Source organism: Planomonospora sp. ID82291, assembly GCF_015711645.1.
GTDB lineage: Bacteria > Actinomycetota > Actinomycetes > Streptosporangiales > Streptosporangiaceae > Planomonospora.
Genome location: NZ_JABTEX010000002.1, coordinates 1,262,768 through 1,281,132, shown reverse-complemented (window position 1 = coordinate 1,281,132; position 18,365 = coordinate 1,262,768). Strand labels below are relative to the sequence as shown.

Here is an 18,365-nt window from a genome sequence, read left to right as displayed (position 1 = left end):
GTTATTCTCGGTGCGTGCTGCCCACCATCGCCGACGTGCTCGCCCTGGACACCGTCCGCCGGGGCATCCCCCGGGTCGTCGCAGGAGCCGACCGGCTGGACACGCGGGTGCGCTGGGTGCACGTCGGCGAGGTCAGCGACATCGCCCACCTGCTGCACGGCGGCGAGCTGGTGCTCACCACCGGCGTCGCCCTGCCCGACGACCCCGACAAGCTCACCGGCTACATCACCGGCCTGGCGGCCGTCGGCGCGGCCGGGCTGATCGTGGAGCTGGGCCGCAAGTTCATCGGGGAACTCCCCGGCTCCGTGGTCGCCGCCGCCGAGGAGCACGGCCTGCCCCTGGTCACACTGGCCCGTGAGACCCCGTTCGTGCAGATCACCGAGTCCGTGCACGCCCGGATCATCGATCGGCAGCTGGAGGAGCTGCGCGCCTCGGAGCAACTCCACGAGGTCTTCACCGCCCTCTCCGTCGAGGGCGCCTCCCCCACGGAGATCCTCGCCCAGGTCTCGCGGCTCTCCGGCCGCCCGGTCCTGCTGGAGAACCTCGCCCACCAGGTGCTCGCCTGCGAGTCCGCCGGGCAGGACACCCGCACGCTGCTGTCCAGCTGGGAGAGCCGCTCCCGCGCCGTCGTCTCCGACCGGCGCACCTCCTACGACACCGCCTCCGGCTGGCTGGTCACCATGGTCGGCGCCCGCGGCCAGGACTGGGGCCGGCTGATGCTGCTCTGCGAGGCCGAACCGGGCCCCCGCGACATCGTGCTCGCCGAGCGCGCCGCGACCACGCTGGCCCTGGGCCGCCTGCTGGAGCGGCACCAGGAGTCCCTGGAGCGGCAGGCCCACGGCACGATCATCTCCGGCATCCTCAGCCACGCCTACGCCGATCCCGACGAGGCCGCGGCCCGCGCCCGCGCGGTCGGCGTGCCGCTCACCGGCCGCAAGCTGATCAGCGTGGTGCTCCGCCTCGCCGAGTCGCCCGAGAGCTCCCCGGACGGCCCGGAGCAGCTCGCCCGGCTCGCCGAACTCGCCGACGCCGCCGCGGCGGCCTGCCGTACCGCCCGCTTCCCCGCGCTGGTCGGCGCCCTGGACCAGAACCGCGTCGGCGTCCTGCTGCCCCTGCCCCCGCGCGCCCTGCCCGAGCCCACGCTGACCGTGCTCTCCGAGCGCCTGCGCGCCGCCTTCGCCACGCCGTTCGTGCTCGCCGCCGGCTCGGTCGTCGAGACCGTCCGCGACGTACGGCGCAGCTTCCTCGAGGCCGAGCAGGTCGCCGACGTCGCCGTCCGGCAGCCCGACGGGCGGGCCTTCTACCGCCTGCCCGACCTGCACCTGCGCGGCCTGCTCCACCTGCTGCGCGACGACGCCCGGCTGCAGACCTTCGCCGAGCGCGAGCTCGGCCCGCTGCTGGCCCACGACGCCCAGCGGGGCGGGGATCTGGCCCGGATCCTCCGCGTCTACCTGGACTCCGGGCGCAACAAGGCGGTCGCCGCGCAGAAGGCCCACCTGTCGCGGCCCGCCTTCTACGACCGGCTGCGCCGCCTGGAGCGCATCCTCGACGCCGATCTGGACGACGTCGAGACCTGCCTCTCCCTGCACGTCGCGCTGTTGGCGCTGGAGTCCTTCCGCAGGGACGTCCCGCGCCCCTGATATCCCCGCGTTAGCCCCACATCGACCATTGATGGCACGAATACAGCCGATCTCATACCGATAACATCACTTTCTCGGTCTGTTTCCCGCGTTTCGCCGCCGGTGACAAGTGGATCTCGGCACCATGGTGCACCGAAGTCAGGTCACCTACGGGGAGAGATGCACATGTCACGACGTCTCATCGTCGGGCTCGCGGCCGTGGCGATCACGGCCACGGCGATACCGGCGGAGGCCGATCAGGTGGGGGCCTCCTTCCCCTCCTCGGCCTTCCCGCTCGGCGAGCCCGGGGCGCCGGCCAAGAACCAGCGTGCGGTGGCTCCGGGAGTCGACCTCTTCAGCGTGACGCACGGCACGCCCACCCAGGGGTGGACCGTCTCTCTGCTGATGCCCAACGGGCACGACAACGGCCCACTGGCCACCGCTCAGACGAAGGCCGCCGAGGCCGAGGCTGCGGGGTTCACCCCGAGCGTCCTGAGGATCGTGCAGCCCGCCGCCGCGGACGCTCCGCCCGTCGAGCGGTACATGGTCCGGATCGGACTGTGGACGTTCAAGCAGCGGGCCGAGGCCGACAAGACGGTCAAGGAGCTCAAGGCGGCCGGGATCCGCGCCAAGACCGACTTCCTCGGCGACGACGGCGACCAGACCACCGGCCCGTGGGACATGCGGGTGGTGATGGTCGATCCGAAACTCTTCAAGGGCTCCTACCGGACCAGCGTCGGCACCAGCGTGGCCAAGCGGGAGACCACCTCCTCGATGTCCAAGCTCAACAACGCCATCGCGGGCGTCAACGGCGGGTTCTTCAACATCCACACGGCCAAGGCGCTCCAGGGCGACCCCGTGGGCGTCTCGGTGGTGGGCGGCAGGCTCCTCAGCGAGGGCACGCCCGGCCGGAGCGGGCTCGTCATCACCGGCCGGAAGGCCTGGATCACCGAGCTGCGCTCGGTGGTCACCGCGATCTCCTCCGACGGGACGAAGGTCGAGGTCAAGGGGGTCAACAGGGCCGCCGGGACGGACGAGCTCGTCCTCTACACCGAGGAGTTCGGCGCCAAGACCGCCGCGGACGGCGGCTCCGAGGTCGTCGTCGACGCCCAGGGCAGGATCGTGACGGCTCGCGCCGCCGGCGGCGTCGTCCCCCGGGGGCACTACGTCCTCCACGGCACCGGCGTCATGGCCGACTGGCTGTACGAGCACGCCGCGGAGACCTGGACCATGAAGCTCGACACCAAGGTCATCGACCTGCGGACGGGAAGGGCCGTACGGCTCACCCCTCAGACGTACGTGATGGGCGGCGGCGTCGGCCTGCTCAGGAACGGCCGGGTGCGGATCAGCGCGGCGGCCGATGGACACGCCTCGGTCAACATGATGCTCCGCCGCCATCCCCGCACGATCCTCGGCGTCAACAAGTCGGGCGGGCTGATCCTGGTCACGGTCGACGGCCGCAATCCGGGCGTCTCCGTCGGCGCCTCGATGGTGGAGGCCGCACAGATCATGCGCTGGCTCGGGGCCAAGCAGGCCATCAACTTCGACGGCGGCGGTTCGACGGCGATGGTCGTCGGCCACAAGGTCGTCAACCGGCCTTCCGACGGCCGGGAACGGACCATCGGAGACGCGCTGTTCATCACGCCCTGACCGATCGGTTCCCGGGTCCCGCCCTCCGGGGCGGGACCCTTCCGCGTGGATGACGGACCTTCCGCATGGATGACGGCTCTTCGAAGTTAAGCGGGGTTGAGGCATCCGCGACCTCGTCGGGTAGTGGCGCAGCGGGTGCGTAGACGCTGGTTTTCGGGATTGCGGAAACCGTAGGCGTCTCGGGCGACCGTCTTGATCACTCGGTTGGTGCCCTCGGAGCCGGCGTTGGTGACGCCGGTCTGGATGAACGCGAGGATCTCGGGCCACCAGGTCTCGACCGTGCTCGCCAAGCGGTGGAGCTCGGACAGGCCGGAGGCCGCGCATCGGTCGTAGAAGCGAAACAGCCGCTCGGCGATGACCGCGCGATCGGGGTGCGTGCGGGCCAGCGCGAGCAGGTCGAGCAGGTCTTCCTTGGCGTTCCACGCGGCCAGGATCGGCACACCGATCCGCTTCGGCAGCGCCATCAGGTCATCGACCATCGGATCAAGCTGCGAGCCGTGCATCCGGGCGGCCGAGCGGGTCAGCCGGTTGCGCAGCTCCCATTCCCGGTTGCCCTTGCGCCCGCGCCGGCCCCGCACCTGAACGGTGACGCGGCGGCGGACCTCGGTGACCGCGGCGTTGGCCAGCTGCACGATATGAAAGTGATCGATCACCAGCCTGGCCTGCGGTAACACCGCCCGGACCGCGGACTTGAAGATGGTGCACATGTCGATCGCGACGAAGGCCACGCCATCGCGCCAGGCCTGGCTACGCTCGCCGAGCCAGCCGGTGACGGCGGCGCTGGTACGGCCTTCGACCTGGCCCAGCAGCCCTTGCCCGCCGGAGATGTCGACGAAGCCGACATGCCAGCGGTCCACGACGGTCTGCCAGGTGCCGGTGGTCTCCTCCCAGCTCCAGCGGGGCCGGCCACGGCGGATCTCGTCGATCCCCAGCACCGTGACGGGGGCAGGCTGATCGGGCAGGACGCGGGCGGCGTGCGCGGTGAACGCCGCCCAGGCCACCGGCCAGGACACGCCATGGTCGCGAGCCGACTGCACGATCGTCCTCCCTCCGTCGGCGACCGCCGCCCCGGTGGCCTGGCGTAATCGCGCCGTCAGCCGGGCCCGGGCCGGGACCTGGGCGACGTGCTCGGTGAACGTCCCTCGCGGGCAGGCCGACTCGTCGCAGTACCAGCGGCGTTTACGCCAGCGCAGGTCACAGCGGCGGCCCGCGACCGGCAGATCACGTGGGCGGGTGGTCACCCACTCCTTGACCCGGGCCGCCGGCGTCCCGCACTCGGGGCAGGCCCGGGCGGTCTCGTCGGCGGTGACCAGATGCACGATCGGCCCCTGTCCGCACTCGTTCCCGTCCTGACCTGCTGTGATGACGTCGACGACGGCCAGGCCCTCCAGGCCCAGCAGCCGGGTCGTATCGTTGACCATGCTCGCGGCTCTTCTGTTGTCGTTCTTGCCTAGACAACAGGAATGATCAAGGAGAGCCGCGGGCTCCCTCAAGAGGCGATCTCAGCCCCGAACGGCCCGGTGAGTGTTCAGACCCCGGCTAAGTTCGAAGAGCCTGGATGACGGACCTTCCGCATGGATGATCCGAAGCAGTCCGGAGGCCGGCACGGCACCCCGGACCAGCAGACCCCGCACACCCCACGACACCCCGGGAAAACGGATGACACCCCGAACCCCCGGGAAACCCCCCCGAAAACACAGAAAGGGCCGCCCCACAGGGACGGCCCTCTCCACAAAAAATGTCCGGCGGCGACCTACTCTCCCACACCCTCCCGAGTGCAGTACCATCGGCGCTGAAGAGCTTAACTTCCGGGTTCGGAATGTAACCGGGTGTTTCCCCTTCGCCATAACCGCCGTAACCCCATGAAACACACAAGCAGATGCCTGTTGTCTCAGAATTGCCTAGTGGACGCGAGCAAGAACCTCGGTTTCGCGCTGCTCCGGACCCGGCGAAGGATACAGAGCGCTGCAGAAACCAAGCATGAACTTTGAGGTCAAGTCCTCGGCCTATTAGTACCGGTCAGCTCCACACATTACTGCGCTTCCACCTCCGGCCTATCAACCCGGTCGTCTACCGGGAGCCTTACCCCCTCACAGGGTGGGAGACCTCATCTCAAGGCGAGCTTCCCGCTTAGATGCTTTCAGCGGTTATCCCTTCCGAACGTAGCCAACCAGCCGTGCTCCTGGCGGAACAACTGGCACACCAGAGGTTCGTCCGTCCCGGTCCTCTCGTACTAGGGACAGCCCCTTTCAAGTCTCCTGCGCGCGCAGCGGATAGGGACCGAACTGTCTCGCGACGTTCTAAACCCAGCTCGCGTACCGCTTTAATGGGCGAACAGCCCAACCCTTGGGACCTACTCCAGCCCCAGGATGCGACGAGCCGACATCGAGGTGCCAAACCATCCCGTCGATATGGACTCTTGGGGAAGATCAGCCTGTTATCCCCGGGGTACCTTTTAGCCGTTGAGCGACGGCGCTTCCACATGCCACCGCCGGATCACTAGTCCCAGCTTTCGCTCCTGCTCGACCCGTCGGTCTCACAGTCAAGCTCCCTTGTGCACTTACACTCGACACCTGATTGCCAACCAGGCTGAGGGAACCTTTGGGCGCCTCCGTTACCCTTTAGGAGGCAACCGCCCCAGTTAAACTACCCACCAGACACTGTCCCTGATCCGGATCACGGACCGAAGTTAGACGTTCAAAACGACCAGAGTGGTATTTCACCAATGACTCCACCCGAACTAGCGTCCGAGCTTCACCGTCTCCCACCTATCCTACACAAGACGCTCCAAACGCCAATGTCAAGCTGTAGTGAAGGTCCCGGGGTCTTTCCGTCCTGCTGCGCGTAACGAGCATCTTTACTCGTAGTGCAATTTCGCCGGGTCTGCGGTTGAGACAGCGGGGAAGTCGTTACGCCATTCGTGCAGGTCGGAACTTACCCGACAAGGAATTTCGCTACCTTAGGATGGTTATAGTTACCACCGCCGTTTACTGGCGCTTAAGTTCTCAGCGTCGCAGGCTTGCACCCGCTAACCGGTCCCCTTAACGTTCCAGCACCGGGCAGGCGTCAGTCCGTATACATCGTCTTACGACTTCGCACGGACCTGTGTTTTTAGTAAACAGTCGCTTCCCCCTGGCCACTGCGGCCCCCACCAGCTCAGAGCGCAAGACTCGTCACCAGCGAAGGCCCCCCTTCTCCCGAAGTTACGGGGGCAATTTGCCGAGTTCCTTAACCACAGTTCACCCGATCGCCTTGGTATTCTCTACCTGACCACCTGAGTCGGTTTCGGGTACGGGCCGCAACGATGCTCGCTAGAGGCTTTTCTCGGCAGCATAGGATCACCCACTTCGCCACAATCGGCTCGGCATCACGTCTCAAGATACATGAGAGGCGGATTTGCCTACCTCTCTCCCTACACGCTTACCCCAGGACTACCATCGCCTGGGATGGGCTACCTTCCTGCGTCACCCCATCGCTTACCTACTACCAGATCAGGCCAGGCGTTCAGCCTCACCCCCACCCCGAAGGGCAGAAGGGCTTAAGGACCCTTAGTATCACTGGATTCGATATGGGCGCATCACCACGGGTACGGGAATATCAACCCGTTGTCCATCGACTACGCCTGTCGGCCTCGCCTTAGGTCCCGACTTACCCTGGGCGGATTAGCCTGGCCCAGGAACCCTTGGTCATCCGGCGCAGAAGTTTCTCACTTCTGATTCGCTACTCATGCCTGCATTCTCACTCGCACGGCCTCCACAACTCGATCACTCGGCTGCTTCGCCGGCCGCACGACGCTCCCCTACCCATCCACACACCCAGACAGCTCGCGCTGCCAGGCTCAACGTGTGAATGCCACGACTTCGGCGGTGCACTTGAGCCCCGCTACATTGTCGGCGCGGAATCACTTGACCAGTGAGCTATTACGCACTCTTTCAAGGATGGCTGCTTCTAAGCCAACCTCCTGGTTGTCACTGCGACTCCACATCCTTTCCCACTTAGCACACGCTTAGGGGCCTTAGTCGGTGGTCTGGGCTGTTTCCCTCTCGACTACGGAGCTTATCCCCCGCAGTCTCACTGCCACGCTCTCACTTACCGGCATTCGGAGTTTGGCTGACGTCAGTAACCTTGTCGGGCCCATCGGCCATCCAGTGCTCTACCTCCGGCAAGAAACACGCAACGCTGCACCTAAATGCATTTCGGGGAGAACCAGCTATCACGGAGTTTGATTGGCCTTTCACCCCTAAACACAGGTCATCCCCCAGGTTTTCAACCCTGGTGGGTTCGGTCCTCCACGCAGTCTTACCCACGCTTCAACCTGCCCATGCCTAGATCACTCCGCTTCGGGTCTACAGCATGCGACTCAAACGCCCTCTTCAGACTCGGTTTCCCTACGGCTCCCCCACACGGGTTAACCTCGCCACACACCATAACTCGCAGGCTCATTCTTCAAAAGGCACGCAGTCACATCACGCACAGCAAGCTGTGCACGCTCCTACGGCTTGTAGGCACACGGTTTCAGGTACTATTTCACGACCCCTCACCGGGGTGCTTTTCACCTTTCCCTCACGGTACTAGTGCACTATCGGTCATCAGGGAGTATTTAGGCTTACCAGGTGGTCCTGGCAGATTCACACAGGATTTCTCGGGCCCCGTGCTACTTGGGATCCCCTCCAGCAGTCCAACAGGTTTCGCCTACCCGGCTCTCACGGTCTACGGCGTCCCTTCCCAGAGACTTCGACTACCCACTGGATTTCTCACTGCTCGCGGTCTCGGCAGAAACCGCCAGAAGGTCCCACGACCCCGCACACGCAACGCCTGCCGGCTATCACACGCATACGGTTTAGCCTCATCCGCTTTCGCTCACCACTACTCACGGAATCACATGTTGTTTTCTCTTCCTACGGGTACTGAGATGTTTCACTTCCCCGCGTTACCACCAACCGCCCTATACATTCAGGCGGAGGCAACACCCCATGACGGGTGCTAGGTTTCCCCATTCGGACATCCCCGGATCAACGTCTGGTTGGCGACTCCCCGAGGCTTAACGCAGCCTCCCACGTCCTTCATCGGCTCCTGATGCCAAGGCATCCACCGTGTGCCCTAAAAAACTTGGCCACAAAGATGCTCGCGTCCACTATGCAAATCTCAAACAACAAACAGCCACCGACCCCACCCGCCACCAGACACCCGCACCGGCGAAGACTTCACAAGCCTCCACCCGGCGAACCGGTATGACAGAAGATCGGCCCCGTCCGAGGAACACCACGAACCCTCCCACCCCGACCACGTCGAGGCGAGCCGGAACGCGACCTACCCGCCATCGGCGGGAGCCGCGCCCCACATGGTCCGTTCCCTCAGGACCCAACAGTGTGCCCGGAACCGCACGCCCCCCGGACCGCCGTTCCCACTCCCACCCCTCGAGAGGGCTGGGCGGTACTAGCCGGCCGGCGACCACGCCGAACCGAATAACCAGTGCTCCACTAATGAGCGCGCCGCGCACCGGACACTCGCCGATGACCGCGACATGGACCAGAACCCGGCGAGGTCACCCCCACCCGGACTTCCGGCCGGTGCTCCTTAGAAAGGAGGTGATCCAGCCGCACCTTCCGGTACGGCTACCTTGTTACGACTTCGTCCCAATCGCCAGCCCCACCTTCGACCGCTCCCCCCCACAAGTGGGTTGGGCCACGGGCTTCGGGTGTTGCCGACTTTCGTGACGTGACGGGCGGTGTGTACAAGGCCCGGGAACGTATTCACCGCAGCGTTGCTGATCTGCGATTACTAGCGACTCCGACTTCATGGGGTCGAGTTGCAGACCCCAATCCGAACTGAGACCGGCTTTTAGGGATTCGCTCCACCTCACGGTATCGCAACCCTCTGTACCGGCCATTGTAGCATGTTTGCAGCCCAAGACATAAGGGGCATGATGACTTGACGTCATCCCCACCTTCCTCCGAGTTGACCCCGGCAGTCTCCCATGAGTCCCCGGCCGCCCCGAAGGACGCCGCTGGCAACATGGAACAAGGGTTGCGCTCGTTGCGGGACTTAACCCAACATCTCACGACACGAGCTGACGACAGCCATGCACCACCTGTCACCCAGTCCGAAGAGGCCCCCATCTCTGAGGGTTTCCGGGCGATGTCAAGCCTTGGTAAGGTTCTTGGCGTTGCGTCGAATTAAGCAACATGCTCCGCCGCTTGTGCGGGCCCCCGTCAATTCCTTTGAGTTTTAGCCTTGCGGCCGTACTCCCCAGGCGGGGCGCTTAATGCGTTAGCTACGGCGCGGAAACCGTGGAAGGCCCCCACACCTAGCGCCCAACGTTTACAGCGTGGACTACCAGGGTATCTAATCCTGTTCGCTCCCCACGCTTTCGCTCCTCAGCGTCAGGTAAGGCCCAGCAAGCCGCCTTCGCCACCGGTGTTCCTCCTGATATCTGCGCATTTCACCGCTACACCAGGAATTCCGCTTGCCCCTACCTACCTCTAGCCAGCCCGTATCGAATGCAGACCTGGAGTTAAGCCCCAAGCTTTCACATCCGACGCGACAAGCCACCTACGAGCTCTTTACGCCCAATAATTCCGGACAACGCTTGCGCCCTACGTATTACCGCGGCTGCTGGCACGTAGTTAGCCGGCGCTTCTTCTGCAGGTACACGTCACCTTCGTCCCTGCTGAAAGAGGTTTACAACCCGAAGGCCGTCATCCCCCACGCGGCGTCGCTGCGTCAGGCTTCCGCCCATTGCGCAATATTCCCCACTGCTGCCTCCCGTAGGAGTCTGGGCCGTGTCTCAGTCCCAGTGTGGCCGGTCGCCCTCTCAGGCCGGCTACCCGTCGTCGCCTTGGTGAGCCACTACCTCACCAACAAGCTGATAGGCCGCGAGTCCATCCCCGACCGAAAAAACTTTCCACCCGCAGGCCATGCGACCGCGGGTCGTATCCGGTATTAGACCCAGTTTCCCGGGCTTATCCCAGAGTCAGGGGCAGGTTACTCACGTGTTACTCACCCGTTCGCCGCTCGAGTACCCCGAAGGGCCTTTCCGCTCGACTTGCATGTGTTAAGCACGCCGCCAGCGTTCGTCCTGAGCCAGGATCAAACTCTCCAAACAATGTCTGAACAGTTGCATCCCGGCTGAAAGCATCCATGATGGATGATCCAACCAAAGGAATCCGTCCTCCCCGACCATGACAGGTCCGGGTGGGACGGGGTTGTGCATCATGCACTGGCTTTTAGCACACTGTTGAGTTCTCAAGAAACGGACGCGTTCACCGTCCGACGGGCCCGGAGGCCGCATCTCGCGGGGCGTTCCACTTCGTTGCGTTCCTATCTTACCGTATCGTCCGTTTCGTGTCAATCCGACCCGATTCGTCCGATCCCGGTTCGACCGGAACCACCCCGTCTCCGGGGCAACCCCTCTAACTTACCTCCACATCCCGTTCGTGTCCACTCGTGTGGTCACGCCCGATTTGCCGAGTTCGCACAAGAGGGGCTGCAGGGGACTCCCTGCAAGAAGAAACCTTAGCAGCCTCTGCGGCCACCATGACCAACTTCCCGGTAACAGGTAGGTCTTCCCGGAGCTAGAAGACTCCAAACACAAGGACGCGGGGTCAACAGCCCCCCGCGTCCTCATCTCATCTCGGTTCAGCCTCGGGCACGACAGCCGCTCAGCTCTGCCCCCGGGCTCAGCACCCCGCTCACAGCTCTGCCCCGGGCTCAGCCGGCGGGCAGTGCCGCCAACTGGGCCGTCAGCCGAGCGATGTCCTGGTCGGCCTGAGCCGCACGGTCCCGGACCTTGCTCACCACGTCATCGGGTGCCTTCGACATGAACTGCTCGTTCCCCAGCTTGGCGGCCACCTGCGCCGCCTCCTTGCGCGCCACCGCGAGATCCTTCTCCAGGCGCTTGCGCTCCGCGGCCACATCGATGGTGCCCGCCGTGTCGATCTCCACCGCGATACCGCTCACGTCGAGACGCGCGGTCGCCGCGAAGGACTCCGACGGCTCGTCCAGCCGGAGCAGCGAGCGGATCGCACTCTCGTGCGGGGCCAGCGCCGTACCCGCGAGGGAGAGCCGCGCCGCCACCCGCTGACCGGGCTTGAGCCCCTGGTCCGAGCGGAACCTGCGGACCTCGGTGACCAGGTTCTGGACCGCGAGGATCTCCTCCTCCGCCGACGGATCGCGCAGGGACTCCTGAACCGCGGGCCAGGGCGCCACCACGATGGACGGTCCTCCGGTCAGCGCCCTCCACAACTCCTCGGTGACGAACGGCACGAGCGGATGGAGCAACCGCAGCAACGCGTCGAAGACGTGCCCCAGGACCAGCCGGGTGTGCTCCTGGCCCGCCGCGATCTGGATCTTGGCGAGCTCCACGTACCAGTCGCAGACCTCGTCCCAGGCGAAGTGGTAGAGCAGGTCCGAGATCTTGGCGAACTCGAACTCCTTGAATGCGGCGTCCACGGACGCCGTGATCTCCTGGAGACGGGAGAGGATCCAGCGGTCGGCCGCGGTGAGCTCCGCCACGGGAAGCTCACCGACCGCGGCGCCGTTCATCAGGGCGAACCGGGTGGCATTCCAGATCTTGTTGCAGAAGTTGCGGGACCCACCGGCCCACTCCTCGCTGATCGCCACATCGGAGCCCGGGTTCGCGCCGCGCAGCAGCGTGAAGCGGGTCGCATCGGCGCCGAAGCGCTCCACCCAGTCCATCGGGTCCACGACGTTCCCGAACGACTTGGACATCTTCTTGCCGAACTGGTCGCGGACCATGCCGTGCAGCGCGACGGTCCGGAACGGCGGGCGGCCGTCCATCGCGTACAGGCCGAACATCATCATCCGGGCGACCCAGAAGAACAGGATGTCGTAGCCCGTCACCAGCACCGAGGTCGGGTAGAACTTCTCCAGTTCAGGCGTGCGGTCGGGCCAGCCCAGGGTCGAGAACGGCCAGAGCCCCGAGGAGAACCAGGTGTCCAGGACGTCGGGGTCCTGGACGTAGCCCTCCGGCGCCTCCTCGTCCGGGCCCACGCAGACGACCTCCCCCGCCGGGCCGTACCAGACCGGGATGCGGTGGCCCCACCACAACTGCCGCGAGATGCACCAGTCGTGCATGTCGTCGACCCAGTCGAAGTAGCGCTTGGCGAGCTCCGGCGGGTGGATCTTCGTCCGGCCGTCCCGGACCGCGTCGCCGGCGGCCCTGGCCAGCGGCGAGACGTCGACGAACCACTGCAGCGAGAGGCGGGGCTCGACCACCGTCTTGCAGCGCGAGCAGTGGCCGACCGAGTGCAGGTAGGGCCGCTTCTCGGCGACGATCCGGCCCTGCTCCCGCAGGGCGGCGACCACGGCCGGCCGCGCCTCGAAGCGGTCGAGGCCCTCGAACGGACCGTGCGCGGTGATCACTCCGCGCTCATCCATGATCGTCATCGACGGCAGCGCGTGTCGGCGGCCGATCTCGAAGTCGTTCGGGTCGTGGGCCGGGGTGACCTTGACCGCGCCGGTGCCGAAGGCGGGGTCGACGTGCTCGTCCGCCACGACCGGGATGCGGCGGCCGGTCAGCGGGAGTTCCACCTCGCGGCCGATCAGGTGGGCGTAGCGCTCGTCGGACGGGTGGACGGCCACGGCGGTGTCGCCGAGCAGCGTCTCGGCCCGCGTGGTGGCGACCACGATGGAGTCGTCGCCCTCGCCGTACCGGATCGAGACGAGCTCCCCCTCGTCCTCGCTGTGCTCGACCTCGATGTCCGACAGGGCGGTGAGGCAGCGCGGGCACCAGTTGATGATGCGCTCGGCGCGGTAGACGAGCCCGTCGTCGAAGAGCCTCTTGAAGATCGTCTGGACCGCGCGGGAGAGTCCGGGGTCCATGGTGAAGCGCTCACGGGACCAGTCGACGCCGTCCCCGAGCTTCTTCATCTGGCCGAGGATCCGGCCGCCGGACTCCTCCTTCCACTGCCAGACCCGCTCGGTGAAGGCCTCGCGGCCGAGGTCGTGCCGGGACAGGCCGTCCTTGGCGATCTCTCGCTCGACGACGTTCTGGGTCGCGATGCCGGCGTGGTCCATGCCCGGCATCCAGAGCGTCTCCCTGCCCTCCATGCGGGCACGGCGGGTCAGCGCGTCCTGGATCGAGTGGTCCAGCGCGTGCCCCATGTGCAGGACGCCGGTCACGTTCGGCGGCGGAAGGACGATGGTGTACGGCTCGCGCTCACTGCTCGGATCCGCGGTGAAGTATCCCTCCGCTACCCAGCGCTCGTAGCTCCGGGTCTCCACATCGGCGGGTGTGTACTGGGTGGGCAGCTCTGGAGTCGTCACGGTGCCCAATTCTAAGGACGTCCGAGCGGCCGTCGTCCCATCGCCCGGTGAGTCGCGGATCCTCCGGACGGCTCTCGCCCGTCCGTCCGGGCCCCTGCCCATGGTCGCCCGGCCCCCGGCCCCCGGCCCCCGGCCCCCCGCCCCCCCGCGCGGGGCGCCCCCCGGGGCCGCCGGGGGGGGGGCGCCGCCGTACCGGGTCGGGCGGGTGCCGGTTTCAGGCCGACTTCTCGCGCGGGGCCCGCTGCTTGCTGAGCTGGTCGCGCGGGACGAGCGTCGGGTTGACGTGCTCGAGCACCGACTCGCGGGTGATGACGACACGGGCCACGTCCTCGCGGGACGGCACCTCGTACATCACCGAGAGCAGGACCTCCTCCAGGATGGCCCGCAGGCCGCGCGCACCGGTCCCGCGCAGGATCGCCTGGTCGGCGATGGCCTCCAGCGCGTCCTGGCTGAACTCGAGCTCGACGTTGTCGAGCTCGAAGAGGCGGCGGTACTGCTTGACGAGGGCGTTGCGCGGCTCGGTGAGGATCTGGATGAGCGCCGCGCGGTCGAGGTTGTGCACGCTGGTGATGACCGGGAGGCGGCCCACGAACTCGGGGATCATGCCGAACTTCAGCAGGTCCTCGGGCATCACGTCACCGAAGATGTCGGAGGAGTCGACGTCCTCCTTCGAGCGGATGACGGCGTTGAAGCCGATGCCCTTCTTGCCGACCCGGGACTCGATGATCTGCTCCAGGCCGGCGAAGGCCCCGCCGCAGATGAACAGCACGTTGGTGGTGTCGATCTGGATGAACTCCTGGTGCGGGTGCTTGCGTCCGCCCTGCGGCGGCACGCTCGCGGTGGTGCCCTCCAGGATCTTCAGCAGCGCCTGCTGCACACCCTCGCCGGAGACGTCGCGGGTGATCGACGGGTTCTCGCTCTTTCGGGCGATCTTGTCGACCTCGTCGATGTAGATGATGCCGGTCTCGGCCTTCTTGACGTCGTAGTCGGCGGCCTGGATGAGCTTGAGCAGGATGTTCTCGACGTCCTCGCCCACGTAGCCCGCCTCGGTCAGCGCGGTGGCGTCGGCGATGGCGAACGGGACGTTCAGCATCTTCGCCAGCGTCTGGGCGAGCAGTGTCTTGCCGGAACCGGTCGGGCCCAGGAGCAGGATGTTCGACTTGGCCAACTCGAGACCGTCGTCACGACCGTGCTCGCCGGACTGCACCCGCTTGTAGTGGTTGTAGACCGCCACCGAGAGGGCCTTCTTCGCCTTGTCCTGACCGATGACGTAGGCGTCGAGGAACTCGTAGATCTCTCTCGGCTTGGGCAGGCTGTCCCACTTGAGCTCGGAGGACTCGCTGAGCTCCTCTTCGATGATCTCGTTGCAGAGATCGATGCACTCATCGCAGATGTATACGCCGGGCCCGGCGATGAGCTTCTTGACTTGCTTCTGGCTCTTCCCGCAGAAAGAGCACTTCAGCAGGTCTCCCCCGTCGCCGATGCGTGCCACCCCAGATACTCCTTTGCGTGGGACCGCCTGGCTGCCGCGGTCCGGTTCTTTCGAGACCGGTCGGAACCCGGTACGAAAAGTCATCCCGCTCAGGTTTCGACGTTACCGCCTTCTGAGCCCTCGGTGAGCCCTCTGACGGCGAGTCGCACCGGAAGGTGCCCAATTGGGCACCGTTCCGATGCAATCTACCTCCTCAGGAGGCGACAGCCTTGGCGAGCTTCTTGCGCGACGGGATGATGTCGTCGATCAGCCCGTACGCCTTGGCCTCCTCCGCGTTCAGGATCTTGTCGCGCTCGATGTCCTTGCGGATCTCCTCGGCGCCCTTGCCCGAGTGGCGCGCCACCAGGGTCTCCAGGAGCGCCCGCATCCGCAGGATCTCGCGCGCCTGGATCTCGATGTCGCTCCCCTGCCCGCCGCCCTCGGTGGAGGGCTGGTGGATGAGCATCCGGGCGTTCGGCAGGGCGAACCGCTTGCCCGCCGTACCGCCGGCCAGCAGGACCGCGGCGGCCGAGGCCGCCTGGCCCAGACAGACCGTCTGGATGTCCGGCCGGACGAACTGCATCGTGTCGTAGATCGCCGTCATGGCGGTGAACGACCCGCCCGGCGAATTGATGTAGATGCTGATGTCACGGTCGGGGTCGAGCGACTCCAGCGTCAGCAACTGCGCCATGACGTCGTTGGCCGACGCGTCGTCGATCTGCACGCCGAGGAAGATGATGCGATCCTCGAACAGCTTATTGTACGGGTTCATCTCCTTCACCCCGTACGACGTGCGCTCGACGAAGGAGGGGAGAACGTAGCGGCCGTTGATGTCTCCCGGCCGGATCAACTCACTCACGTTGTGTCCCTTCAGGAGACGGCGCCCTCGGAGGGCACCTGGCGGGCGCTCCGAACGACGTTGTCGATGAAGCCGTAGTCCTTGGCCTCCTCGGCCGTGAACCAGCGGTCGCGGTCGGAGTCGGCCTCGATCTGCGCCAGGTCCTGGCCCGTGTGGAACGCGATGCGCTCCGCGAGGGTCTTCTTGACGTAGAGCATCTGCTCCGCCTGGATGGCGATGTCGGCGGCGGTGCCGCCGATGCCGCCCGAAGGCTGGTGCATCATGATGCGTGCGTGCGGCAGGGCGTAGCGCTTGCCCCGCGCGCCGGCGCAGAGGAGGAACTGGCCCATGGAGGCGGCCAGACCCATCGCGACGGTGCACACGTCGTTCGGCACGTATTCCATCATGTCGTAAATCGCCATACCGGCCGTCACCGACCCGCCAGGCGAGTTGATGTAGAGCCAGATGTCCCGCTCGGAGTCATCCGCTGCCAGGAGAAGCAGCTCGGCACAGATTCGGTTGGCGATCTCGTCGTTGACCTGGGTGCCCAGCACGATGATGCGCTCACGCAGCAGCCGCTGGTAGAGCTGGTCTTCGAGCCTGAACGAGCCGGTCGGCTGGCTCATCGACTCGGGCCCGGAGCCGGTCGGCTGGTAGAAGGTCGGCGGGCTGGTCACAGCGTCACCTTCCGATGCGTCGTAATCGATTGGCTTTGCTTGTGACCTTAACGCGCGGCGCCTACCGGACATGCCCCCTCCACGTGCTGTTCGCCGACAGCGCATGATGAGGGCGGACCCGCCCGGTGCCTCCCCGGCGGCTCCGCCGCGTCGGAGGAGGCCGCAGGCGGCGGCGGAAGGCCTCCCAGGGCGGCGCCTGCCGCGCTTCCGGGGACCTGGTGCCTCCGCAGAACGCCCGCGGCGCCCCCACCGTGCGAACACGGTGGGGGCGCCGCGGGTGTTCCGGCGGAGCGAGGAGTCACTCCTCGGTCTTCTCCTCGGCGGGCTCCTCGACGGGCTCCTCGCCGTTGATCTCGGTGTAGATGGCCTTGAGGTCCACCTCGTTGCCGGCCTCGTCGACGACCTTGGCGGCGTCGCCGACGACGCTCTTGGCCTTGTCGCGGACGATCTCGACCATGGCCAGGGTGAGCTGGTCGTTGTCGGCCAGGTGCTGGGCCAGCACGTTCGGGGCGACGTTCATCTGCATGGCGCGCCGCACCACGAAGTTGGTCAGCTCCTGCTCGCTGACGCCGAGGTCCTCGGCCTTTACGATCTTGTCCAGGACGAAGCCGGTCTTGAGCGCCTTGGCGGAGCTCGCCTCGAACTCGGCGTGGCGCTCCTCCTCGGTGGTCTGGTAGAGGCGGAAGTAGGCGTCCTTGCTCAGGCCGCTCTCGGCGATCTGGTGCTCGAGGTTGTGCTTGCGGTTGTCGAGCTCGGCCTTGAGCGCGCTCTCCGGAAGCGGGATGTCGACCTTGTCGAGGAGGGCGTCGAGGGCGTTCTCCCGCGCCTGCACGACCTGGTCGATGAGCTTGTTGCGGCGGATCTGCTCGCGGAGGCTGTCCTTGAGCTCGTCGAGGGTGTCGAACTCGCTCGCCAGCTGGGCGAACTCGTCGTCGAGCTCGGGGAGGACCTTCTCCTTGACGCTCTTGACGGTGATGGTCACCACGGCCTCCTCGCCGGCGTTCTCGCCGCCGACCAGGTTCGTGGTGAACTCCTTGACGTCACCGGCGGACATGCCGACCAGGGCGTCGTCCAGGCCCTGCAGCACCGAGCCGGCGCCGACCTCGTAGGAGACGTCGTTGGCCTGCTGCTCCTCGATGTTCACCCCGTCGATCGCGGCGGCGAGGTCCATGACGACGAAGTCGCCGTTCGCGGCGGGGCGCTCGACGCCGGTCAGCGTGGCGAAGCGCTGCCGCAGGCCGTCCAGCTGGGTGTCGACGTCCTCGTCGGACACCTCGGCGACCGGGACCGTGACCTCGATGCCCTGGTAGTCGGGCACCTCGAAGTTCGGGCGGATGTCCACCTCGGCGGTGAACTCGACCTGCTCGCCGTCCTCGATCTTGGTGACCTCGATCTCCGGCTGGCTGACCGGGAAGATGTCGCTCTCGTCGACGGCCTGGCCGTACAGCTTGGGCACCGCGTCGTTGAGGGTCTCCTCCAGCACCACCGCGCGGCCGAAGCGCTGCTCGATGATGCGGGCCGGAACCTTGCCGGGGCGGAAGCCGGGAACGCGCACCTGCTGCGCGACCTTCTTGTAAGCCGCCTGCATGCTCTCGCCGAGCTCCTCGAACGGCACCTCGACAGTGAGCTTGACCCGGGTCGGGCTGAGCTCCTCGACAGCGGTCTTCACGGGGTGGTCTCCTTGATCAAGCTTCGAGTGATCGCGGGCGCGCGCCAATTCGTACGGCTATCGCGGCAAGCTCGCGCGCCGCGCCCACATGAGCGGCGCAGGGCACTGCCTCCAGAGATGCGGATCGGGGCATGCTCCACTGCGGCGGGTGTCC

At 66.2% G+C, this 18,365-nt stretch carries 8 protein-coding genes and 3 rRNA genes; 2 read left to right on the top strand and 9 right to left on the bottom strand.

Features of this window, described 5'->3' with window-relative positions:
• The first annotated feature begins 14 nt into the window (after positions 1-14).
• Positions 15-1,640 carry a PucR family transcriptional regulator gene (locus HS045_RS16680; RefSeq protein WP_196452250.1) on the top strand — a complete coding sequence of 542 codons (1,626 nt, stop codon included), beginning with the start codon at positions 15-17 and terminating at the stop codon, positions 1,638-1,640.
• Between the two features lie 165 nt (positions 1,641-1,805).
• Positions 1,806-3,269: a phosphodiester glycosidase family protein gene (locus tag HS045_RS16675; RefSeq protein ID WP_196452249.1), complete on the top strand. Its 1,464-nt coding sequence runs from the start codon at positions 1,806-1,808 to the stop codon at positions 3,267-3,269.
• An 86-nt stretch (positions 3,270-3,355) separates the two neighbouring features.
• Here the strand turns inward: HS045_RS16675 and HS045_RS16670 are convergent, their stop codons facing one another.
• From HS045_RS16670 to tig, 9 genes are all read right to left on the bottom strand, one after another.
• Positions 3,356-4,690 (bottom strand): ISL3 family transposase, encoded by a 1,335-nt coding sequence (locus HS045_RS16670; protein ID WP_196450612.1) that lies wholly within the window; start codon positions 4,688-4,690, stop codon positions 3,356-3,358.
• 319 nt (positions 4,691-5,009) lie between these two features.
• Positions 5,010-5,126: ribosomal RNA gene (gene rrf / locus HS045_RS16665) — 5S ribosomal RNA — on the bottom strand.
• Positions 5,127-5,258: 132 nt separating this feature from the next.
• Positions 5,259-8,384 (bottom strand): 23S ribosomal RNA (locus tag HS045_RS16660).
• A 466-nt stretch (positions 8,385-8,850) separates the two neighbouring features.
• Positions 8,851-10,374, bottom strand: a 16S ribosomal RNA gene (locus tag HS045_RS16655).
• The 16S, 23S and 5S rRNA genes sit together here, the layout of an rRNA operon.
• Positions 10,375-10,979: 605 nt before the next feature.
• A complete protein-coding gene (locus tag HS045_RS16650; RefSeq protein WP_196452248.1) occupies positions 10,980-13,565 on the bottom strand; it encodes a valine--tRNA ligase in 2,586 nt (861 codons plus the stop codon).
• A gap of 205 nt (positions 13,566-13,770) precedes the next feature.
• Positions 13,771-15,048, bottom strand: a complete 1,278-nt coding sequence (clpX, locus tag HS045_RS16645; protein WP_196452247.1) for an ATP-dependent Clp protease ATP-binding subunit ClpX — start codon at positions 15,046-15,048, stop codon at positions 13,771-13,773.
• A 193-nt stretch (positions 15,049-15,241) separates the two neighbouring features.
• Positions 15,242-15,886, bottom strand: coding sequence for an ATP-dependent Clp protease proteolytic subunit (locus HS045_RS16640; RefSeq protein ID WP_068903692.1), 645 nt, complete (start codon positions 15,884-15,886; stop codon positions 15,242-15,244).
• An 11-nt stretch (positions 15,887-15,897) separates the two neighbouring features.
• Complete coding sequence (locus HS045_RS16635) at positions 15,898-16,542, bottom strand: ClpP family protease (protein WP_374191382.1); 645 nt, start codon at positions 16,540-16,542, stop codon at positions 15,898-15,900.
• 298 nt (positions 16,543-16,840) lie between these two features.
• Positions 16,841-18,211 carry a trigger factor gene (tig, locus tag HS045_RS16630; RefSeq protein WP_196452246.1) on the bottom strand — a complete coding sequence of 457 codons (1,371 nt, stop codon included), beginning with the start codon at positions 18,209-18,211 and terminating at the stop codon, positions 16,841-16,843.
• Positions 18,212-18,365 lie beyond the last annotated feature (154 nt).